Source organism: Streptomyces sp. DSM 40750 (assembly GCF_024612035.1).
Lineage (GTDB): Bacteria > Actinomycetota > Actinomycetes > Streptomycetales > Streptomycetaceae > Streptomyces.
Genome location: NZ_CP102513.1, coordinates 6,472,740 through 6,491,103 on the forward strand (window position 1 = coordinate 6,472,740; position 18,364 = coordinate 6,491,103).

The following is an 18,364-nucleotide window of genomic DNA, read 5'->3' on the forward strand; positions in this document are numbered from 1 at the left end:
CTCTCCTCGGGAACTCGGCGGATTCAGGAACGGCCGGCGGGCGCGCCGACGGTCGCGGCCGAGGACCGGGGACCGCCCGCCTCGACGGGCTCGGCCTCGGAGATCCCGAACCGGTCGTGCAGCGCGCGCAACGGTCCGGGCGCCCACCAGTTGGCGTCGCCGGCCAGGCGCATGAAGACGGGCACCAGTACCGCCCTGATCAGCGTGGCGTCCACCAGGATCACCACGACCATGCCCAGGCCCAGCATTTTCAGGAAGACGATCCCCGAGGAGGCGTACGTCGCGAACGAGGCCGCGAGGATCACCGCCGCGGAGGTGATCAGCGGGCCACTGCGCTCCAGCCCGAGGGCCACCGCGCCGACGTTGTCACCGGTCCGGTCGTACTCCTCCTTGATGCGCGCCAGCATGAAGACCTCGTAGTCCATCGAGAGGCCGAAGGCGACGCAGAACATCAGGATGGGAATGCTGGGCTCGATCGAGCCGCTCGGGGTGAAGCCCAGCAGACCGGACAGATGGCCGTCCTGGAAGACCCACACCAGGGCACCGAACATCACGCCCATGCTGAGCGTGTTGAGCACCATGGCCTTCGCGGGCAGCAGCACGCTGCCGGTCATCAGGAAGAGAATCACGAACGTGACCACGAGGATCAGCCCGAACACCAGGGGCAGCCGGTCGACCAACTCGGTGCGGAAGTCCTTGAGCTCGGCCGGGTAACCGCCGATGCGCACCTCGGCACCGGAGGACGCGCCCTCGACGGCGGTGGTCCGGATGGCGGAGAGAACCCGGTCGATGTCCCGGTCCAGGCCGTGGTGGGTGGCGACGACCGAGTACCAGGTGTCCTTGTCGTGGGCGAACCTGCTGGAACCGGCGTTCGCCTCGGAGATCTTCCGGCCCTCGGCGTACGAGCCGGTGAGCGCGTCGACCTGCTGGACGTCGGGGATCCGGGACAGCGCGGCCGCCGTGGCGTCGATCGAGGCCCCGCCCGCGTCGGTGCCGGGCTGGCCGGGACGCAGCACCTGGATGGCGTCCATCTCCTCGCCGGCGAAGTTGTCGCGGATGTCCTGCTGGACGACCCGGCTGGAGGCGGTCGCGGGCAGCACCCGCTCGTCCGGCACACCGAACGTCAGGTTCATCGTCGGCGCGGCGAGACCCAGCAGCACCACCAGGGCCGGGATGCCCCACAGCAGCGGCCGCCGCATCATCCGCAGCGCCGTGTCGTGCCACCAGCCGGTGCCGGCGCGGGTGTCGGCGTTCTTACGGGCGACCCGATGGCCCAGGCGGGCCAGCGACGCGGGCAGGATCACGAGCGCGGCGAAGACCGACGTCAGGACGGTCGCGACACCGGCGTACGCGAAGGAACGGAGGAAGGGGAACGGGAAGAGCAGCAGACAGGCCAGGGACACCAGGACGGTGAGTCCGCTGAAGGCCACCGTACGGCCCGCGCTGCCGACCGCGAACTCGACGGCCTCCGCGACGGACCGTCCGGCCCGCAACTCCTCACGGAACCGGTTGATGACGAAGAGGCTGTAGTCGACGCCCAGGCCGATGCCCATCACCAGGGCCAGGTTGGCGGCGAAGGTCGACACGTCGGTGAAGTAGGTGACGCCCCGCAGGATCGCCAGCGTGGTGATCACCGAGAACAGGCCCATGCCCAGCGTCAGCAGAGCCGCCGAGAACCTGCGGTAGATGGCGAACAGCAGGAGCAGCACCAGCGGGAACACGATCATCTCGGCCCGCAGGAAGTCCTGCCGGGACTGCGCGGAGGCCTGCCGGAAGACCTCGTCGCCGCCGCCGACCCGGACCTTCAGCAGTGAGGTGTCCCGGCTGAAATCGGGGGAGAACTCCCCGAGCCTGGTACGGGCCTCGGTCACCGTTCCGGACATCCGGGCGATGATCAGGGCCTGCTTGCCGTCGGTGGCCCGCATGGCGGGCGACGAACCTCGCGACCAGTACGAGGCGACCTCGGCCACCCCGTCCTGCGCCGCGAGTTCCTTCTCCAGCCTGCCGCCCGCGGCGACCACGGCCGGGTCGTCCACGGTGCCCTGCTTGGCGGTCACCATGAGCAGCACGCTGGGCGTGCCCTCGCCGAACTCCTTCTCCAGCCGCGCCCGGGTGCTCAAGGACTCGGAGCCGGGGCTCTCGAAGCGGCTGAGCACCAGGCGGTCCATGGCGCCCGCGGCGAGCACCAGAGCCAGCAGGGTGAGGACGACACTCGTCCAGATCACCAGCCTGGGCCTGGTCGCGGTCACCCGGCCCCAGCGTCGCAGTGCGGGCGGGTGCTGTGTGGCGGCGGCGCCCGCCGGTCGGTGTGTGGTCGGCATTCTCGGTCTCCGATAGGTGGGGAGTGGGGGGATCTGTTTGCGTCCGGTCACAGGTCGCGGGCGTCGAGCCAGCGCGCGATCCGGTCGAAGGTGCGGGGCGCGGAACGGGCCATCGTGGCGTAGTGGCCGGCCCCGGGGATGTCGACGAGTTCGGTGTCGGCTCCGGTGAACAGGCGCCGATGGGCGGCACCGCCCGTGACACGGGCGTCGTCGTCCCCGTAGACCAGGAGCACGGGCACCTTGATCGACCCGAGGTGTTCGAGGTCCGTGAAGACGGAGTCGAGCTGGGAGGTCATGTCACCGCAGGGGTGCCGGTTCTGGTGCGGGGTGGCGGCGTCCACGACCCGCTCCTCCGTGTCGTGGAAGTTCCCTCGCCGGAACTGGTCGGCGCCCAGGTCGTAGTAGGCGTAGCCCTTCGGGTCCGAGGCCTTCTGGCTCGGCTGTCCGCCCGCCATGCAGGTCTGCAGGGCGCTGAAGAAGCGGGTGTTGGCCTCGGGGGTCAGTCCCCGGTCGCTCCAGTCCATGATCATCAGACCGTCGACCTCGCCGAAGGAGTACGCCTCGATCTGCACGACCTGGCCGCCGTTGGACTGCCCGGCCAGGGTCACCGTGTCGAACTTCGGCGGGGAGCCCTTGACGGCCGCGGGGTCCGTGGCCGACTTCGCGTCCAGGGCGTACCTCCCGGAGCGCAGCTGGCGCACGATCTGGTGGGCGATGTCCGCCTCGGCGCCGATGCAGGTGCCGAAACCGTCGGGCCGGTCGCTCGTGTCGTAGCCGAGACGGTCGATGGTCAGCGAGGCGTGCCCGCGTTCGGCCAGTTCCTCGGCGTAGTGGTAGCCGGGCACGTCCAGGCGCCAGTACCACTCACCGGACGCGATGCCGTGCTGGTAGAGCGTCACCGCCCGCTTCGAACCGGACAGGACCGACGCGGGCGCGGTCAGATGTCCGCGCACCGTGTAGGTCCCCCCACTCGTGCGGCAACCGGTCTTGCTGCGGTTGGTGTTGCGCACCGTGAAGCTGACCGGTACGTCCACGATGTCGGCGGCGGTCATACGGGCGGCCGTCGCCCTGGCGGCATCGGCTCTCTCGGCGGGAGTGGGCACGCCGGCCGACGCCTGCGACGAGCCGCGGGACGCCGGGGAGGTGTCCGAGGAGGCGGCCAGGGCCGCCGCCACCGGGCTGGCCAGCAGGGCCACCGCCGCGGCCAGCACGGCCGTACGCCTGATGATGCTCATGCGATCCTCGTCCCTTGTTCCGCGGCGGGCAGCTGCCGACGGGCGCGGTGCCACGCGGCCTGGTCGGCGATGGTCTGTTCCAGGGGGCGGAAGCCGATGTCCAACTCCCGTACCGCCCGGGCGGAGGAGACCCTGCGGCGGTCCCCCTCCAGGAGGACCCGCATACCGGTGCGGGTGGCGACGGGCTCCTTCCGGCGCACCTTCGCCTGCCACTCGAGGACCGAGGCGAGCGCCATCGCCGTGTGCGCGGGGAGTCTGCGGGGCACCGCCCCGGTGCCGGTCGCCCGGACGACTTCCGAGCAGATGTCGTGCAGCGGGTACCAGGAGCCGCCCGCGATGTAGCGGCGGCCGGCGACACCCCGCTCCGCCGCGGCGACGCAGACGGCGGCGACGTCGCGGGCGTCCACCACATGGTTGCCCGCCGTGGGCAGGGCCTTGATCCCGCCGTGGGCGACGGCCAGGAAGAGCCGCCCCGCCGAGGTGGGGCCCGCGTCGCCGGGCCCCCACATCCAGCCCGGCAGGACGAGGGGCACCCGCAGTCCGTACTCCGCGCCGAACCGCGCGCGCAGGCCGTCCTCGAAGTCGCGGATCACCCGCTCGGCCCGGATCTTGCTGGCGCGGTAGTGGTTGTCCTGCGTCGCCGCGCCGTTGGGAGTGTCCTCGTCGCCGGGTGACCGGACGTCGCCGCGGCTCAGCACGGCGATGGAGCTGGTGTGCACCACTGTGGGCACCGAGGCGTCCACCGCGGCCCGCAGCAGTTCCTCCACCGCGGTCACATTGGTGCGGTGCAGCAGTTCCAGGTCGTGGCCCGGCTGGTAGTACTCACGGAAGTACGCGGCCGTGTGGATCACGGCGTCCATGCCACGCAGGGCACCGGCGTACGTCGGGATGTCCGTGACGTCGCCGGTGACCAGCCGCAGCGCGGGATGGTCCGGTAACAGGTCCCGGGCGCGGGCGGCGTTCCGTACCACCGCCGTCACCTCGGCGCCGTCGGCCAGGAGCCGTTCCACGACGGCGCTGCCGAGCAGACCGGTGGCTCCGGTGACGAGTACGCTGCGCGGTCCGCCGGAGCTCCCGGCTCCCACGGGGTCAGCGGGAGGCGGCGTGTCGCTCATGCTGTGTCCTTTCAGGGGGTTCGGGGGCGGCGGAGGCGTCCGCGGGAAGGTCGGCGGCCGGTTCCTCGCGCAGACCGAAACGGCGGTGCGCACGCAGCAGCGGTCGCGGTGCCCACCAGGCGCGGGGCCCCAGCAGCCGCATCACCGCGGGCACCAGCAGGGTCCGCACCACCAGGGCGTCGACCAGCACGGCGAGGGCGATGCCGAAGCCGAGCAGCTTCGTGTTGGTGATCCGCGACAGCCCGATGGACACGAACACCACACTCAGGACCACGGCGGCCGCGGTGATCAGTCCGCCGGTGGTGCGCATCCCGTGGGCCACGGCCGCGCGGTGGTCGCCCCCGCGGTCGAACTCCTCCTTCATCCGGGCGATCAGGAAGACTCCGTAGTCCATCGACAGGCCGAAGGCGACACAGAACATGAGCACCGGAAGCGTCGTCTCCACGTCGCCGGTCGCGGTGAAGTCGAGCAAGCCGGACAGGTGCCCGTCCTGGAACACCCACACCACCGCCCCGAACATGGCCGTCAGGCTCAGGGCGTTCATCGCGACCACCACCACGGGCAGAACCGCGCTGCCGGTCAGCAGAAAGACGACGAGCAGCGTGGCGATCAGGACGAAGGCGAGGGCGGGCAGCAGACCGCGGCCGATGGCGTTCTTGCTGTCCACCAGGGCGGCCGCCGGCCCGCCCACGGACGCCTCGGCGGACGCGGACGCCTCGCGCAACACCTCCACCAGCCGCTGGTGGGGGACGGAGGTGGCGGCCGTGTCGTCGTCGGCGACCACGGTCAGCAGGTCGTGACCGGCGGTCCGGCGCGACGCGTCCGCGGGGGAGGGCACCTCCGACCGGGCTCCGGCGCGGTAGGTGCCCGCCGACGACTCGACGCGTGCGACACCGTCGAGGCCGGACAGCTTCGTCGCCAGCCGCCCCACGACGGCCCGGGCCTCGGCCCCTTGGGCGTCGCCGGTGGTCAGCAGGACGGGGATCGCACGCTCGGGCGAGTCGTCGAAGTCGTCCCGCAGGACCTCCAGGACGGCCCTCGCCTCACTCGTCTCGGGCAACTGACGGTCGTCGGCCGTACCGAACCGGGCGCCCAGGAAGGGCAGTCCGAGCACGAGCAGCACACCGGTCACGGCCACGGTGACCAGCGGCGCGCGCTTCATCACCGCCTCCGTCAGCCGGCCCGCCGACACCGTGGGACGCCCGGCCCCGCCCGTGCGACGGCGCCGCACCCGCAGAGCGTCCACCCGGTGTCCCAGCAGCGCCAGTACGGCGGGCAGCACCGTGAGCGCGGTGAGCGCCGCCACCAGCACCACGCTGATGCCCGCGTAGGCCAGGGAACGCAGGAAGTACAGCGGGAAGGGCAGCATCGAGGCCAGGGCGACCGCCACGGTCAAGGCGGAGAACAGGACGGTACGACCGGCCGTGCGCACGGTACGCACCACGGCCGCCCCGGGGTCGGCCCCCGCCGCCAGCTCCTCGCGGAACCTGCGCACGATCAGCAGCGCGTAGTCGATGGCCAGGCCGAGTCCGAGCGCGGTGGTGAGGTTCTGGGCGAACACCGACACCTCGGTGAACCCCGTCACAAGACGCAACAGGGCGCCCGTACCGAGCACGGTGGCCAGGCCCACCAGGACCGGCAGCAGCGCGGCGACCAGGCCGCCGAACACCCATATCAGCACGGCCAGGGTGAGTGGCAGAGCGATCAGCTCCGAGCGGGTGAGGTCCTCCGCCACGGTGCTCTCGATCTCGTTCTGCACGGCGAGCGCACCCGAGATCTGTACGGTCAGGTCTCCCTGCCGGCCGCGGTAGTCCGGGGCGAGCCGCTCCAGCTCGGCCCTGGCCCGGTCGTCACCGCCGTCGATCCGCGCGGCGATCACCGCCTGCCCGCCGTCGTGGGAGCGCAACTCCTCCAGCCCGGTCTGCCAGTACGAGACGACGCCGGACACCGACGTCTCGAAGGCCAGCCGCTCGGCGAGCCGCACACCCTGGACGGCCACCTTGCGGTCGTCGACCTGCGTGCCGGCGGGCACGGACACGAGCAGCACGACGTTCGGCTGGTTCTCGGGGTAGTGCTCCTCCAGCACCCGCTGGACGCGGGCGGATTCCGAGCCGGGGTCCGTGGTGCCGCCGTTGCTGAGCCGGCCGGTCAGGTCCGCGCCGAGGATGACGGCGTCGACGAGCAGGACGACCGCCGCCAACAGGAACAGCCACGGGCGGCGCGTGACCCGGGCACCGAGGGAGCCCAGCCCGAAGGACGCCCGCCCAGGATGCTCCTGGCTCACGCCGCACGCCCCGCGGGATCGGTGAGCACCGACACGCCCGACGTCAGCGCCGGCAGGTCGGGGTGCGAGGACCAGGCACCGACCGCTCCGTCGGGCCGGACGTAGATCACCACCGGGGCCCGCTCGGCCAGCGAGACGAGTCCCTGGCCCGTGTCGACGACCCGCATGACCGGCCCCGACCCGTCCCCGCCGCCTTCCGGCCAGCGGCCGGTCACCAGCACCACATCGGTCTGGTCCGCCACCGAGGAGCGGGCCACCACGTCCGCGGTCCGCTCCGCGGTGCGATCGGCGTCCGCCGTACCGGCCCCGCCCACGATCACCAGCAGGGTGTGCCGGCCGGCCGCCAGCAGCTCGTGCAGCGACCCCGCGGAGGTGCCGGACAGCGGATGCCAGCTGGTGTCGGGCAGCCGTACGCCCGGCCGCAGCGCGCTCTTCCTGTCGGGCTGGGTGTCCGACTCCCGGGAACCGCCGCCACCGGCTGCCGAGAGCCGGCCCGGCACCGCCGGGCTCGACTCCAGGCCCGGGTCGAGCTGCGCGAGTTCGGGCACCATCTTGCGGTCGAGGGCACCCGTCGCCGATGCCAGCTTCAGTGCCGTGTCCCGCAGTACCCGCTTCGGTCCGGCGCGCAGCATCCACAGCTGCGTCTGCCGGTCCGAGTTGCGCAGGGCACGCAGCGCCGCGGGACGCCGCTCCACCTCGTAGCTGTCGAGCAGCGCCGGGTCGGCGCCGTGCGTCACGGCGGCCAGCTTCCAGCCCAGGTTGAAGGCGTCCTGCACACCGGTGTTGAGGCCCTGCCCGCCGGCCGGGCTGTGACAGTGCGCGGCGTCGCCCGCCAGGAAGACCGGGCCGGACCGGAAGGCGCTCGCCACCTTGGTGTGCACCCGGAACGTGCTCCGCCAGGAGGTGTGCCTGATCTGCCACCCGCTGGGACCGCGCGCCGTCAGCAGCGTCTGCAGGTCGTCGTCGGACAGCGGCGACACCTCACCGGTGACATCCCGGTCGAAGAAGACCCGGTGCCCACCGCCGGGCAGCGGCACGACCACCAGGACGCCCTCGGGCGTGAGGTGGTACTGCGCCTCGTCCATGGGCAGGTCGCCGCTGAACTCTCCGTCGCCCAGCAGGAAGTCACGGGGGTACGTGCTGCCCTCGAACGCGATTCCCGTCGCCTCACGCACCTTGCTGTGGGAGCCGTCGGCACCCACCAGCCAGCGCGGTGACACCGTGGAGGGTGTGGCCGAATCGGGACCCGAGAGGGTGGCCGTGACGGAACCGGCGCCGTCGGCGAGCCGGGCCTCGACGAGCGTGGTGTTCCACTCGACGTCGCCGCCGAGCTTGCGCAACCGCGAGTACAGCATGCCCTCGGTGATGGACTGCGGCACACACAGCGGGCGGGGGAAAGCCGTGTCGGCCAGCGAACCGAAACGCACTTGGCCGATGCGCTTGCCGTTGGACCAGTAGGACGCTCCGGCGAGCGGCAGCGCACGCTTGGCCAGGCAGTCGGCCACGTCGACGCGCCTCAGCACCTCCAGCGCGCCGCTCCACAGGATCAGCGCCTTGGGCTCGGTGGCCGGTCCCTTCCGGCGGTCGACCACCCGGCACTCCACGCCGTGCTGGAGCAGGGTGCACGCCATGGTCAACCCGGTCGGGCCCGCTCCGACGATCAGGACGGATTCCTGGTTTCTCATACTGGTTTCCTGACTCGGTAGCCCCCATGGGAGCGGAGCACGGCGACGATCAGGTCGATCGCCTCGTCGGTGGTGATGAAGGGCACGGCGAACATGCCGAGGTCCGAGGCGGTGGAACAGTTCTCCTCGAGGTCGTCGACGAACATGCACTCGTGCGGTGCCGCGGGCAGCCGCTCCAGCAGCCGGCGGTAGATCTCGGGGTCGGGCTTGCGTACGCCCTCGGCCGATGAGTCGACGACGACGTCGAAGAGTTCGTCGACGGGGAGCTGGGCCCGCCAGCGTGGTCCCCATTCGGCGACGTTGTTGGTGAGCAGAGCGGTGCGGTAGCCGTCCTGGCGCAGGGAGCGCACGAAGGCGACCATTTCCTCGTTGACGGTCCTGGCCCGGAACCACAGTTCCCCGAAGTCCCGCCCGCCGAGCAGGTCCCGGCCCCTGCCGCCCGGCAGCTCCGCGAGCACTCGCTCGACCATCTCCGACTCCGTGCACCGGCCGGTCTCCAGATCGGCCATCGGACTGCGGCCGTGGCGTGCGGTGGCCCGCGCGAAGGCGTCCTGGAGATCCGTCAGGGGCACTCCGACGGCCGTGGCGAAGGCCGCGAACGTCTCGTTCAGAGGGTTGGTGAGGACACCGCCGTAGTCGACGACGACGGTGGTGATGTGGGCGGAGGTCACTGCGCCACCTCAAGACGGAACGAGGCCGCGACACTGTCCTGCTGCACGATGTCGACCGTGACGGGGACGACGAGCATGCCGAGCGACTCGTCGAGCCGGAACTGCTCGACCCGCGCTCGGGCCTCGGCGCGCAGGTCGAGCTCGGCGAACTCCTGGAAGCTGACGTCCAGCGCCGTCACCCGCAGACCGTGCGCGGAGATGGAGTGCAGCGAGGACACCGACGCCGCCGCCAGCTGCCGGGCCGCTTCCATCAGGAGGTTGCCGGGAACGTGGTCGAGCTGATGGTCGAACAGGTGAGGGTGCGAGGTGTCGGACAGCACGGTGGCGGTCAGCGTGCTCGGCCCGGTCACGACCGGCTGGGTGATCACGACGTTGTACGGGTGACGGCGCCCCACCGCGGTGGGATCGGCGGCCACGCGCACGGGCAGCATGCCGAGCACCCCGTCGAGAGCGGCGCGACGGCGGTCCCGCAGTGTCTGGTAGACCTTGCGGTTGAAGAAGGCCAGGCCGCCGCTGAAGCGCAGTGCGTCCTTGCCCTCGACGGCCAGGACGCCGGAGAAGTCAATGGCCTGGACGCGCCCGTTCCGCTTGCGCCGGGGGACCACCGTGAACGTGCAGACGACGCGGGCCGGCCGGTCGCCCGTCCGGACGGCCGACAGGTCGAGCATCTGTATGTGCAGGTCACGGAAGATGAAGGCCTCGCTCAGGCCGACCTTCTCGTAGGTGTGGGCGAGATACAGACCGCCCTGGCGAAGAACCTCCACCAGCAGAAGAAAGTCATGTGTCTCGGACAGCTCACTCATGATGTGGGCGCGCGGCAGCTGCGCCGCCACCTCGTATGTTTCCGGCCGATCCGGCACCGGCCGGGCATCGGTGAGGAAGACCTCGGCGATGGCCGCGCGGTGGACCGTGGCGCGTGGCACCGTGCTGTCGTATCTGAGGGGGGAACGGAGCTGGTCCTGCGGCGCTGGGCCCGTCATCGATCCTCCTGGCAAGGTGAGTAAGACTCGATCACCTTGCCGGGAGGGGTTGGACCAACGGTTGGACGAAGGGTTGGACGAAACGCTGGGGGCCCACCGGAGGCCGCTTGAGCGAACACGGTCCACATGCGGGCGAATGGGCCACGGTGCGCCTGCCCGCAGAGGACGTCAAGGGTGGTCTTTGAGCCACGGTCGGCCGCTTACCCGCTGGCCGGTGATTGGTCGCCGTGCGTACCGTGCTGCAGTTGAGCACATGATTACCGGGGGGTTGCATGTCTGGCGTGCTGTTGCGTGAAGTCGATTTCGAATCCAGAGACGAGTCGTCGTGGCGCTTTCGTCTCTTCGGCCCGTTGCAGGTGACACACGCGGGCCGGTTATTGGAGCTGGGCCCGCCCAAGCAACGCGCCCTGCTGGCCATGCTGTTGTTGAGGCGGGGTCTCGAAACAGGGATTGATCAGCTGATCGACGCGCTTTGGGGAGAGGAATACCCCGCTTATGCGAAAAACCTGATTCAAAAGTCCGTTTCCAACCTCCGTGGCCTGTTCGCGGCGGAAGCGACCGCGGATGAGGGCATATCACTGGAGTGGTCGGCAGGCGGGTATCTGCTGCACACCGGAGACGCGTACGTCGATCTCTACACGTACGAGCGGCTGGCATCGGCCGGGGCCAGGGCGGCGCGCGAGGGCGAGATCCTCAAAGCGGCGGAACTGCTTGAGCGAGCCCGCGTCATGTCCACCGGACCGTTGGTCGAGGGGCTGGAAGGCCCCATGCTCCAGCGCGAGCGGCTGTACCGCCAGGAGCGCTTCCTCTCCGACATGGAGGTACGCGCGGAACTCGAACTGGAGCTGGGCCGGCACCGCAACGCCGTGCCCTATCTGCACTACGCGGTACACAAGTACCCACTCCGCGAGAGGTTCGTCTGGCTGCTGATGCTGGCGCTCTACCGCTCGGACCGCGGCAACGAGGCGCTGAAGCTGTACGCCGATCACCGTGCCCGGACCGTCGAGGAGATGGGCGCCGAGCCGGGACCGAGCCTGCGCGCGCTCCACGCGCGACTGCTGTCGCAGGACCCCGAGTTGATGGTGCTGCCGGTCGTGCAGCCGAAGACGCTGCCCCACGTCAGAACGACACGTCTCACGCACCTCCCCGAATCCCTCACCTGACCCACCCGCCCGAGGGGCCCCGGGGCCGGCACCGCACCAGCCCTACGTAACCTGCGGCTTCGCGGCAGGCCGTACACGGATGAGTCCTCGGGCGGGCACCGGGCACCGGGGCGCGGGGCGAGACCGCGCATACCCCACCGACGAACGGGCCCTTCCGGAACGCGTCGACCGACTGCATCCCGCTGCGCCCCGTACCCGGGCAAGCTCGCCCCTTCCCTGCGGGCGCCGTTGCGTCGTCGAGTAGCCGGGGCCGACATGCGTCGGCCACCGCCTCGGTGTCGGCGTCCACGGCTTGAGGTACTGATCGCCCGGCCGCGGAGGGTCCGCGGCCGGCGCCTGGTTCACGTCGTCGCGGCCGCGGTGCCGACGGCCTTCCTACCGACGGCCTTCCTACCGACAGCCTTCCTGCCGACGGTCTTTCTGCCGATGGCCGACGGCTGTGTCGACTGCCCAGGCTCCGGCGGGAGTCGTGAGGTGGTGAGCGGCCCGCTGCACGCCGCCGCCAGGCCGCTGCTCTGCTTCCGCTTTCGCTCCTCAAAGCCCACTGGACCAGGCGTTTGGTGCCTCGTGTGATAATCCGGATCCCGTACGCGAGAGGACCGCGATCCATGGCAGCGCACAGACGTCACCTCCTCCCCTGTGTGGCCGTGGCCGCAGCGCTGGCCCTCGTGGGCACCGTGGCCGTCTCCCCCGCCGCCATGGCCGCTGCCGGGGTGACGACCTCGCTGCCGGCCCGCACGACATCCGTGCCGGCGGCCGACGAGGTGTCCGGCTCCGGGCAGGCCGTCGTCTGGCGCCAGAAGACAGCCGCCGACACGCGCGACCACGGCTGGCTCTCCCTGTCCGGGGGCGCCCCGCAGGACCTGGGGCCGCTGGCCGACACCGCCGAAAGCGTCTCCGTCGACGCCGTGTCCGTCCAGGACTCCGTCGTGGCCGTCGCCACCTCCACGAACCCCAACGGAGCCCTCGCCGACCACGTCACCCTGCGCCGCCTCGACACGGGCAGCCAGGAGACGCTGGCCGTCGCGTACGACAGCTCGGGCGCGCCCGGCGCCGAGCGCTACCGCGGCCAGGCGGGAGACGGAATTCTCGTCCAGCAGGCGTACTACAACGACGACTCCCAGTACCGCGTCCGCCTGGTGCTGCGCACGTCCGCCGCCGACCGCACCCTGCTGTCCGGCGACAATCAGTACGAGGTGCTGGCGTCGGACGCGGACGGCGCGCTGGTGCGGCGGCGGACCGCCCCGTCCTGGGACCACCGGATCGTCTACGTCGACTTCGCGACCGGCGCGACGGTCACCGTGGCCGAGCCCAGCACCGGCGAACTGCCGCAGGGACTGGAGTTCACCCCCACCCGATTCGGGGTCATCGACGGGGCGAAGCTGACCGAGTGGCAGCGGGCGGCCCCCGCGGACGGCCCGGCGACGGTCACCCTGCCCACCGACAAGGCCCGTTGGATCAGCGACGACACCCTGGCCTGGTACGAGTGGACCGCGGACGGCAACGAGCTGTACGCGATGCCTCGCGACGGCTCCACCGCCGCCGCCGACCTGAACGGCACGTTCTGGGACATCTCGGTGGGCGACGACGGCCGGATGCGCACGTCGCTGTACCGACCGGACGTCGACGCCGCCATCCAGACACTCACCGACGGCCGGGTGTCCACGGCAGCCGACGACGCCACCACGATCCCCGCCGGTCCGGCACGACTTGACGCCCTGGCACTGTCCGGCGGCACCCTCTACACCGCGGACGACTCCTCCCGCCGTACCGGCGTGCTGCTCTCCTCCGCCCTGACGGTCGGCCCAGCCGGCGCGTCGGCGGCCACGCCGTCGCGCGTCCTGGCCTACTCCACCGGCACCGTCCACCGGACGCTGGCCGCAGCCGGGAACCGGGTCCTCGTCGAGCAGGGCAACGCCTACCAGGTCTACGAGAACGGAAAGCTGACCGGAGTCCCCCTCGAGCCGAGCGACACGTCGGTCGACCAGGTGGTGGACTTCGACGGCGCGCACTTCCTGCTGTCGGACAAGACCACCTCCACCAGCGGCACCCTCGTGCTCCACACCGTCGCCACCGGCGCGGACCGCCGCGTACCCGCGGGCTCGGCCCTGTACGGCGGTGGCCTCTACTCGTCGGTCCAGACCAGCACGTCCAGCTGGTCGATCCGGCGCACCGACCTGGCCACCGCCGCCGTCACCACGGTGACCACGGTGGACTGCCGGCCGGGTGACCTCCAGGTGCGGGGCTCCTGGATCCTGCTGACCACCTGCGGAGCCGCCCCCTCCTCCCAGGGCCTGCTGCTGAAGACGGGGACCACCACCCGTACGACGGTGGACGCCTCCGTCCGTGCCCCGGTCCTCGGCACGAACCTGCTGTACACCTTCACGAAGGAAACCTCTGGTGGTGTCACGCTGAACGCCCAGGTCCTGGGAGTGACCGGCGCCGCCATACAGCCGCTGTTCGCCCTGCCGTCGAAGACCACCAGCCTGTCCGCCGAGCGGTGGGCGGTCGACCGCGAGGCACCCTGGGCGACGTGGATGGACGATGACGGCGCCACGCACATCGTGTGGGCCGGCGCCCCGTCCCCCACCGCCGCCTCCGCCCCGACCGGCTTCAGCCCCAACGGCGACGGCAAGGCCGACACCTGGGCGCCGAAATGGACGTACAACCGGCCGGTGACCTGGACACTCGTCCTCAAGTCCAGTACCACCTCCGTGCGCACCCTGACCGGAACAGCCTCTGGCGACGCCATCGCCCCGGTGTGGAACGGCAGGACGGACGCGGGCACGGCGGCCGCCGAAGGCTCCTACACCTGGACTCTCTCCGTGAGAGACGTGGTGACCGGCGTTCCGGCAGCGGGCGTCAGCGGAAAGGTCACCCTGCGCAGGACCGCTCCGGCCGCCTCCGTCACCGTCCCCACCCTGGCCAGCAACTCCTCGACCAGCGCCGTGATCCCGGTCAGCTGGACGGCGAAGACGGCGGGCGTGACGTCGTACGACGTGGGCTGGAAGGTCACCACCCGCAGCAGCACGGGCGTGTGGACACTCGGGCCGCTCCAGACCTGGCGCACCCGCACCACCTCGAAGTCGGCGGTCTTCGGATCCTCCGGCAGCCCGGTGACGCCGAAGCCGGGCCTGACCTACCGCTTCTACGTGCGAGCGCACGACGACGCGGGCCAGACCGGGGCCTGGAGCGCCGCCGCGGCCGGCGGCATCCCGGTCGACGACCGGTCCTCGGCACTGACCTACAAGGGCACCTGGGCGTCGAAGTCGGTGACCTCGGCCTGGTCGAAGACCGAGCGGGCATCCGCCACGCCCGGCGCCACCGTGTCCTTCACGGCGGACGGCACCAAGCTGCGGATCGTCGCGACCGCCACCTCCAACGGTGGCCGTTTCGCGGTCATCGTGGACGGGACCACGGTGGGCACGGTGAACACCTACACCTCGGCGACCAGTTACCGGAAGGTGGTCTTCACCTACACACTCGGTACGAAGATCACCACCCACAAGGCGCAGCTGAAGGTGCTGTCCGGCACCACGGCCGCCCGCGCCACCGTACATCTGGACGCGATCATGGTCACCCGCTGACCAGCCACGTCGACAGGAGCTCCGGACGCCACACCGTGCGTTCCGGGGCTCCGTGCTTTCCAGGGCGGGCCGCCGACTGTCGGTACCCGCTTCCGAACGCCAAACCACTCAGGGGCCTGATCCACTAGCTGGATCAGGCCCCTGACCTGGTACTTCACTGTCGGGGTGGCGGGATTTGCACCCACGACCTCTTCGTCCCGAAGCAACTTGGGCGGGCGCGCGACCATGGGCCAGGGTGCCCCGCACCTGCTGCCATGGTCCGCTGGTGTGCGCCCATGTCCATCGCTGTACGCAGGCGTTGTTACGCAGTTAGACACTCGGCAGGGGCTGTTGCAACGCGTCGTCGATGTTGTCTGGGGTATTACCAGCCGTCATGGTGATGCCTATGCCTGGACAGAGGAAGAGAAATCGGCAAGCACGCGAGGAACGCCAGCGAGTCTCCGCGGCCCTGGCGGCCGGATGGCGCTGGGAAGTCATCTGCGAAACGGAGGACTCCGACCAGCTCCGGGCGCGGCTGCGCAGCCTCCAAGAGGAACGACCTGGTACCGATCCCTCCCGAGTGCGAATCGACACACTGTGCGGGCGGCTGAAGCACCCGACTACCTACCGGTTGAGCGTGCTTGTGCCCCAAGGGACGAGTGAGTGAGTCAGGGACCCGCGGACAGTGGGGCTCGACGACAGAGTCAGGCCCGGCGCAACGGGGTATCGGAGCACCAGTTTGGAAGATCGCGTATCCAGGCTGGGCCTAACCTGGGAAGACGCTGACCTGCGCGTTCCCAGAACGCTCGCCGACGGTCCCCGTTGTTCCCCCGTCATTCGCCGTCCGATCGGGCACGCAGGGTGCATGTGCGCCGCCAGTCCGGGGTGCGGGCGGGGTCCGCTTACCTGTCAGGTCATCGACCCCAATGCGTCGGCATGCCATGCTCCCGGCGTACGGAGCTCGACCGACCGGAAGGACGCCATGCCCGCGTACGCCATAGCTCACCTGCAAGAGGCCGCTCCGCACCCGGAGATCGTTGAGTACATCGAGCGCATCCCCGCCACCTTCGAACCGTACGGCGGACGCTTCCTCGTGCACGCCACGCAGCACGAGGTGAAGGAGGGCAGCTGGCCCGGGCACGTCGTGGTAATTGGCTTCCCTGGGATCGCCGAGGCGCGGGCTTGGTGGGACTCACCCGCATACCAGGAGATCGCACCGCTGCGCTCACGGCACATCGAGGGCGACATCATCCTGGTCGAAGGCGTCCCGGAGGGCTACGACCCGACTGCCACCGCAAAGGCGATGCGAGAGGCCCTGCCTGCCGAGTAGCCCTCGCGCTCGGCCGGGCCCAGCGGCAGACGACGAGCTGAGGTCGGCGGAGTCTCAATGGTCGAGTCAAACCCATGGTCGATCTTGAAAACCGTCGTGGCGTGAGTCACCGTGGGCTCAAATCCCACACCCACCGCAAGGTGAAACGGCCCCTGACCAGGTGAATCGGTCGGGGGCCGTTGCGCTGCGCGGTGACTGCTCGCCGCCGTGGTTCCTTGGGGTTCCCCGCACGATCGGGCACGGATGGGCACGGATGGGCACGGTGCGGCGGTGGCGGTGAGGCAGCCGACTCTTGTTGCACCCTGGGCCGCGGCCTTTGCCGTCAGGCCTGGTGTTCACTACGTACATGACAGGTAGCTCAGAGCGGTACCGCCTGAGAGGTGCAATGTCCGTTCTCAGCGATGCTGTCCCCGGAGATCTTCGACGGTCTCCCCTCGGCTGGGCCGGCGTACGGGCGTGGGAAGCCGCTCACGGCATCGAACTGCCAGAGCCCTACCGTACGTTCGTCGCGGAGGTGTCCAACGGTTCGTTGGAGGGCGTGTCCATGGCACACCGGCTCCTGCCGTTGGGAGGACTGCCTGAGAACTGGCAGAGCTGGAAGGCCGATTGCTGGCTCAGTCCCGAACCATTCGATGGAGCGGCTGTACGCAAGTTCACTGAGCCGTTCCCTCTGGTGGAGGAGTGGCAGTGGGAGTACGACTACTACGACGACGATGAGCACTCACCTCTGCTCCACGGCATCTATCAGAACGGCTCGGTCCTCCTGGGCGGCAACCGTGACTGCGAGTTCTGGGTACTTGTGGTCACGGGGCCTCAGCGCGGCCGGGTCTGGTGGCTGGGAGATGGATGCGCGGCTCCGTACGCGGACGCGGGGGAGGCGGGCGAGCCAGAGGCCGACTTCGTGGCCTGGTTCCAGGATTGGCAGGCTGATCGAGGATGGTGGTCTGAGCACGTCGACGGGTAGGTCTCAGCCGAGGGCTGCCCGAGCGTGCCCGCCCCGAAGCAACGGGCTACCAGTTCCGCCAGTCGTCCGTGATCTCGGTGCGGCTGATGCCTCGCCTCGCCGCCAGAGCCGCGACGTCGATGCCGTGCTCCGTCAGGTTTGACCGATGTAGAGGCACAGCTCTTCACGCCAGTTAGACACGCACCTGGTGTTGCTCCCGCTGCGCGAGACTGGCGCGCCAGCTCGGTTCTCCGGGTGCGGGCGTAACCCTCCCAGTGTCGTGATCAACTGCGACGAGCCGTCATTGACCGTGGTTGACCGCATGATGTGGCACGACTGTGGCACGCGACCTTCTGGTCCGTAGCTCTAGCGAGATCGGGCAGCGACGTCCATGCCGGTCGCTTCGAGGGCCCACCGGGACACTGCCGGGCGGGGGCGGTTGCGGTACCCCGCTGCTGCACCGCTGGCCGGACTGCCAGTCACTCCTGGCCTACCCCTCGACTCCCTTGAACGCGTTCAAAAAAGGTGTCACTATGCGCTATGCCCTTCGTGGTCACCTCTCCTTGGCACCGACTCGGCCGTGTCGGCTTGTGCATCGCTGATGCCGTCGGTCGCTACCTGCTGATCTGGGTGGCGGCATGGCTCGTCCATGCCCTGACGGCTCCCCGCCAGCACGAGCTTGTGTCCTACCTGCCTCGCACCCGCTCGTACTGGGAGGACACCGCCTACTACCTGTGGGACGACTCCATTGCCTCGGTGGGGCTCATGGTGGGCATCCCCTCGCTGCTGGTAATCCTGTTGTTCGGGCTGCTCAACGAGCGCAAGGGGGCGGCATTCCGTATCCGTCTGGCGGGGCTCCTCCTCCTGCCCACATGGTTCTTGCTCTTCCAGAACTTCGTGGCGCTCCTCTTCGTCCCAGTCCTGACGCAGGTGGCCTTCGCGCTCTGCCTGATGCCGGTTCCCCTGGTTCGCTTCCCTGCGAAGGCCGAGGACTGATTGCCCAGGCGGGCGCGCGCCGAGTGGTGGCGGATGGACAAGGCCTTGCGAATCGACAGGCTTGAGTACAGCCTC

Annotated in this window: 12 protein-coding genes; 5 read left to right on the forward strand and 7 right to left on the reverse strand. The window is 70.3% G+C overall.

All coding sequences use genetic code 11. The features are described from left to right. Positions 1 to 23: 23 nt before the first annotated feature. The 7 genes from JIX55_RS28915 to JIX55_RS28945 are packed head-to-tail and all read right to left on the reverse strand — an operon-like array spanning position 24 to position 10,291. Positions 24 to 2,321 carry an MMPL family transporter gene (locus tag JIX55_RS28915; protein WP_257566186.1) on the reverse strand — a complete coding sequence of 766 codons (2,298 nt, stop codon included), beginning with the start codon at positions 2,319 to 2,321 and terminating at the stop codon, positions 24 to 26. A 47-nt stretch (positions 2,322 to 2,368) separates the two neighbouring features. Beyond that, entirely contained in the window at positions 2,369 to 3,556 is a 1,188-nt protein-coding gene (locus JIX55_RS28920) for an alpha/beta hydrolase (protein ID WP_257566187.1), read from the reverse strand. Further along, positions 3,553 to 4,671: an NAD-dependent epimerase/dehydratase family protein gene (locus JIX55_RS28925; protein WP_257566188.1), complete on the reverse strand. Its 1,119-nt coding sequence runs from the start codon at positions 4,669 to 4,671 to the stop codon at positions 3,553 to 3,555. Before JIX55_RS28925 ends, JIX55_RS28920 begins: the two co-directional genes overlap by 4 nt. Beyond that, positions 4,646 to 6,955: an MMPL family transporter gene (locus JIX55_RS28930; RefSeq protein WP_257566189.1), complete on the reverse strand. Its 2,310-nt coding sequence runs from the start codon at positions 6,953 to 6,955 to the stop codon at positions 4,646 to 4,648. The genes JIX55_RS28925 and JIX55_RS28930 overlap by 26 nt, the downstream gene beginning before the upstream one ends. Further along, entirely contained in the window at positions 6,952 to 8,640 is a 1,689-nt protein-coding gene (locus tag JIX55_RS28935) for an FAD-dependent monooxygenase (protein ID WP_257566190.1), read from the reverse strand. The genes JIX55_RS28930 and JIX55_RS28935 overlap by 4 nt, the downstream gene beginning before the upstream one ends. Beyond that, positions 8,637 to 9,311 carry an HAD family hydrolase gene (locus tag JIX55_RS28940; RefSeq protein WP_257566191.1) on the reverse strand — a complete coding sequence of 225 codons (675 nt, stop codon included), beginning with the start codon at positions 9,309 to 9,311 and terminating at the stop codon, positions 8,637 to 8,639. Before JIX55_RS28940 ends, JIX55_RS28935 begins: the two co-directional genes overlap by 4 nt. Next, positions 9,308 to 10,291: an AfsA-related hotdog domain-containing protein gene (locus JIX55_RS28945; protein ID WP_257566192.1), complete on the reverse strand. Its 984-nt coding sequence runs from the start codon at positions 10,289 to 10,291 to the stop codon at positions 9,308 to 9,310. The genes JIX55_RS28940 and JIX55_RS28945 overlap by 4 nt, the downstream gene beginning before the upstream one ends. A gap of 272 nt (positions 10,292 to 10,563) precedes the next feature. On the opposite strand from JIX55_RS28945, the gene JIX55_RS28950 reads away from it, so the two are divergent. The 5 genes from JIX55_RS28950 to JIX55_RS28970 all read left to right on the forward strand — a co-directional run bounded on the left by JIX55_RS28950 (position 10,564) and on the right by JIX55_RS28970 (position 18,289). Continuing rightward, positions 10,564 to 11,454 (forward strand): AfsR/SARP family transcriptional regulator, encoded by an 891-nt coding sequence (locus tag JIX55_RS28950; protein WP_257566193.1) that lies wholly within the window; start codon positions 10,564 to 10,566, stop codon positions 11,452 to 11,454. A 608-nt stretch (positions 11,455 to 12,062) separates the two neighbouring features. Beyond that, a complete protein-coding gene (locus JIX55_RS28955) occupies positions 12,063 to 15,041 on the forward strand; it encodes a fibronectin type III domain-containing protein (protein WP_257566194.1) in 2,979 nt (992 codons plus the stop codon). Positions 15,042 to 16,002: 961 nt separating this feature from the next. Continuing rightward, the gene (locus JIX55_RS28960) at positions 16,003 to 16,350 is read left to right on the forward strand and encodes a DUF1330 domain-containing protein (RefSeq protein ID WP_257566195.1); all 348 of its coding nucleotides are present in this window, start codon (positions 16,003 to 16,005) and stop codon (positions 16,348 to 16,350) included. Positions 16,351 to 16,735: 385 nt separating this feature from the next. After that, positions 16,736 to 17,314 (forward strand): SMI1/KNR4 family protein, encoded by a 579-nt coding sequence (locus JIX55_RS28965; protein ID WP_257566196.1) that lies wholly within the window; start codon positions 16,736 to 16,738, stop codon positions 17,312 to 17,314. Positions 17,315 to 17,833: 519 nt separating this feature from the next. After that, complete coding sequence (locus JIX55_RS28970; RefSeq protein ID WP_257566197.1) at positions 17,834 to 18,289, forward strand: hypothetical protein; 456 nt, start codon at positions 17,834 to 17,836, stop codon at positions 18,287 to 18,289. Positions 18,290 to 18,364 lie beyond the last annotated feature (75 nt).

Excerpts from the sequence above, each read along its gene's own strand:
- JIX55_RS28915 (WP_257566186.1), bottom strand. The coding sequence starts at position 2,321 with ATGCCGACCACACACCGACCGGCGGGCGCCGCCGCCACACAGCACCCG.
- JIX55_RS28920 (WP_257566187.1), bottom strand. The coding sequence starts at position 3,556 with ATGAGCATCATCAGGCGTACGGCCGTGCTGGCCGCGGCGGTGGCCCTG.
- JIX55_RS28925 (WP_257566188.1), bottom strand. The coding sequence starts at position 4,671 with ATGAGCGACACGCCGCCTCCCGCTGACCCCGTGGGAGCCGGGAGCTCC.
- JIX55_RS28935 (WP_257566190.1), bottom strand. The coding sequence starts at position 8,640 with ATGAGAAACCAGGAATCCGTCCTGATCGTCGGAGCGGGCCCGACCGGG.
- JIX55_RS28945 (WP_257566192.1), bottom strand. The coding sequence starts at position 10,291 with ATGACGGGCCCAGCGCCGCAGGACCAGCTCCGTTCCCCCCTCAGATAC.
- JIX55_RS28950 (WP_257566193.1), top strand. The coding sequence starts at position 10,564 with ATGTCTGGCGTGCTGTTGCGTGAAGTCGATTTCGAATCCAGAGACGAG.
- JIX55_RS28955 (WP_257566194.1), top strand. The coding sequence starts at position 12,063 with ATGGCAGCGCACAGACGTCACCTCCTCCCCTGTGTGGCCGTGGCCGCA.
- JIX55_RS28960 (WP_257566195.1), top strand. The coding sequence starts at position 16,003 with ATGCCCGCGTACGCCATAGCTCACCTGCAAGAGGCCGCTCCGCACCCG.
- JIX55_RS28965 (WP_257566196.1), top strand. The coding sequence starts at position 16,736 with ATGTCCGTTCTCAGCGATGCTGTCCCCGGAGATCTTCGACGGTCTCCC.
- JIX55_RS28970 (WP_257566197.1), top strand. The coding sequence starts at position 17,834 with ATGCCCTTCGTGGTCACCTCTCCTTGGCACCGACTCGGCCGTGTCGGC.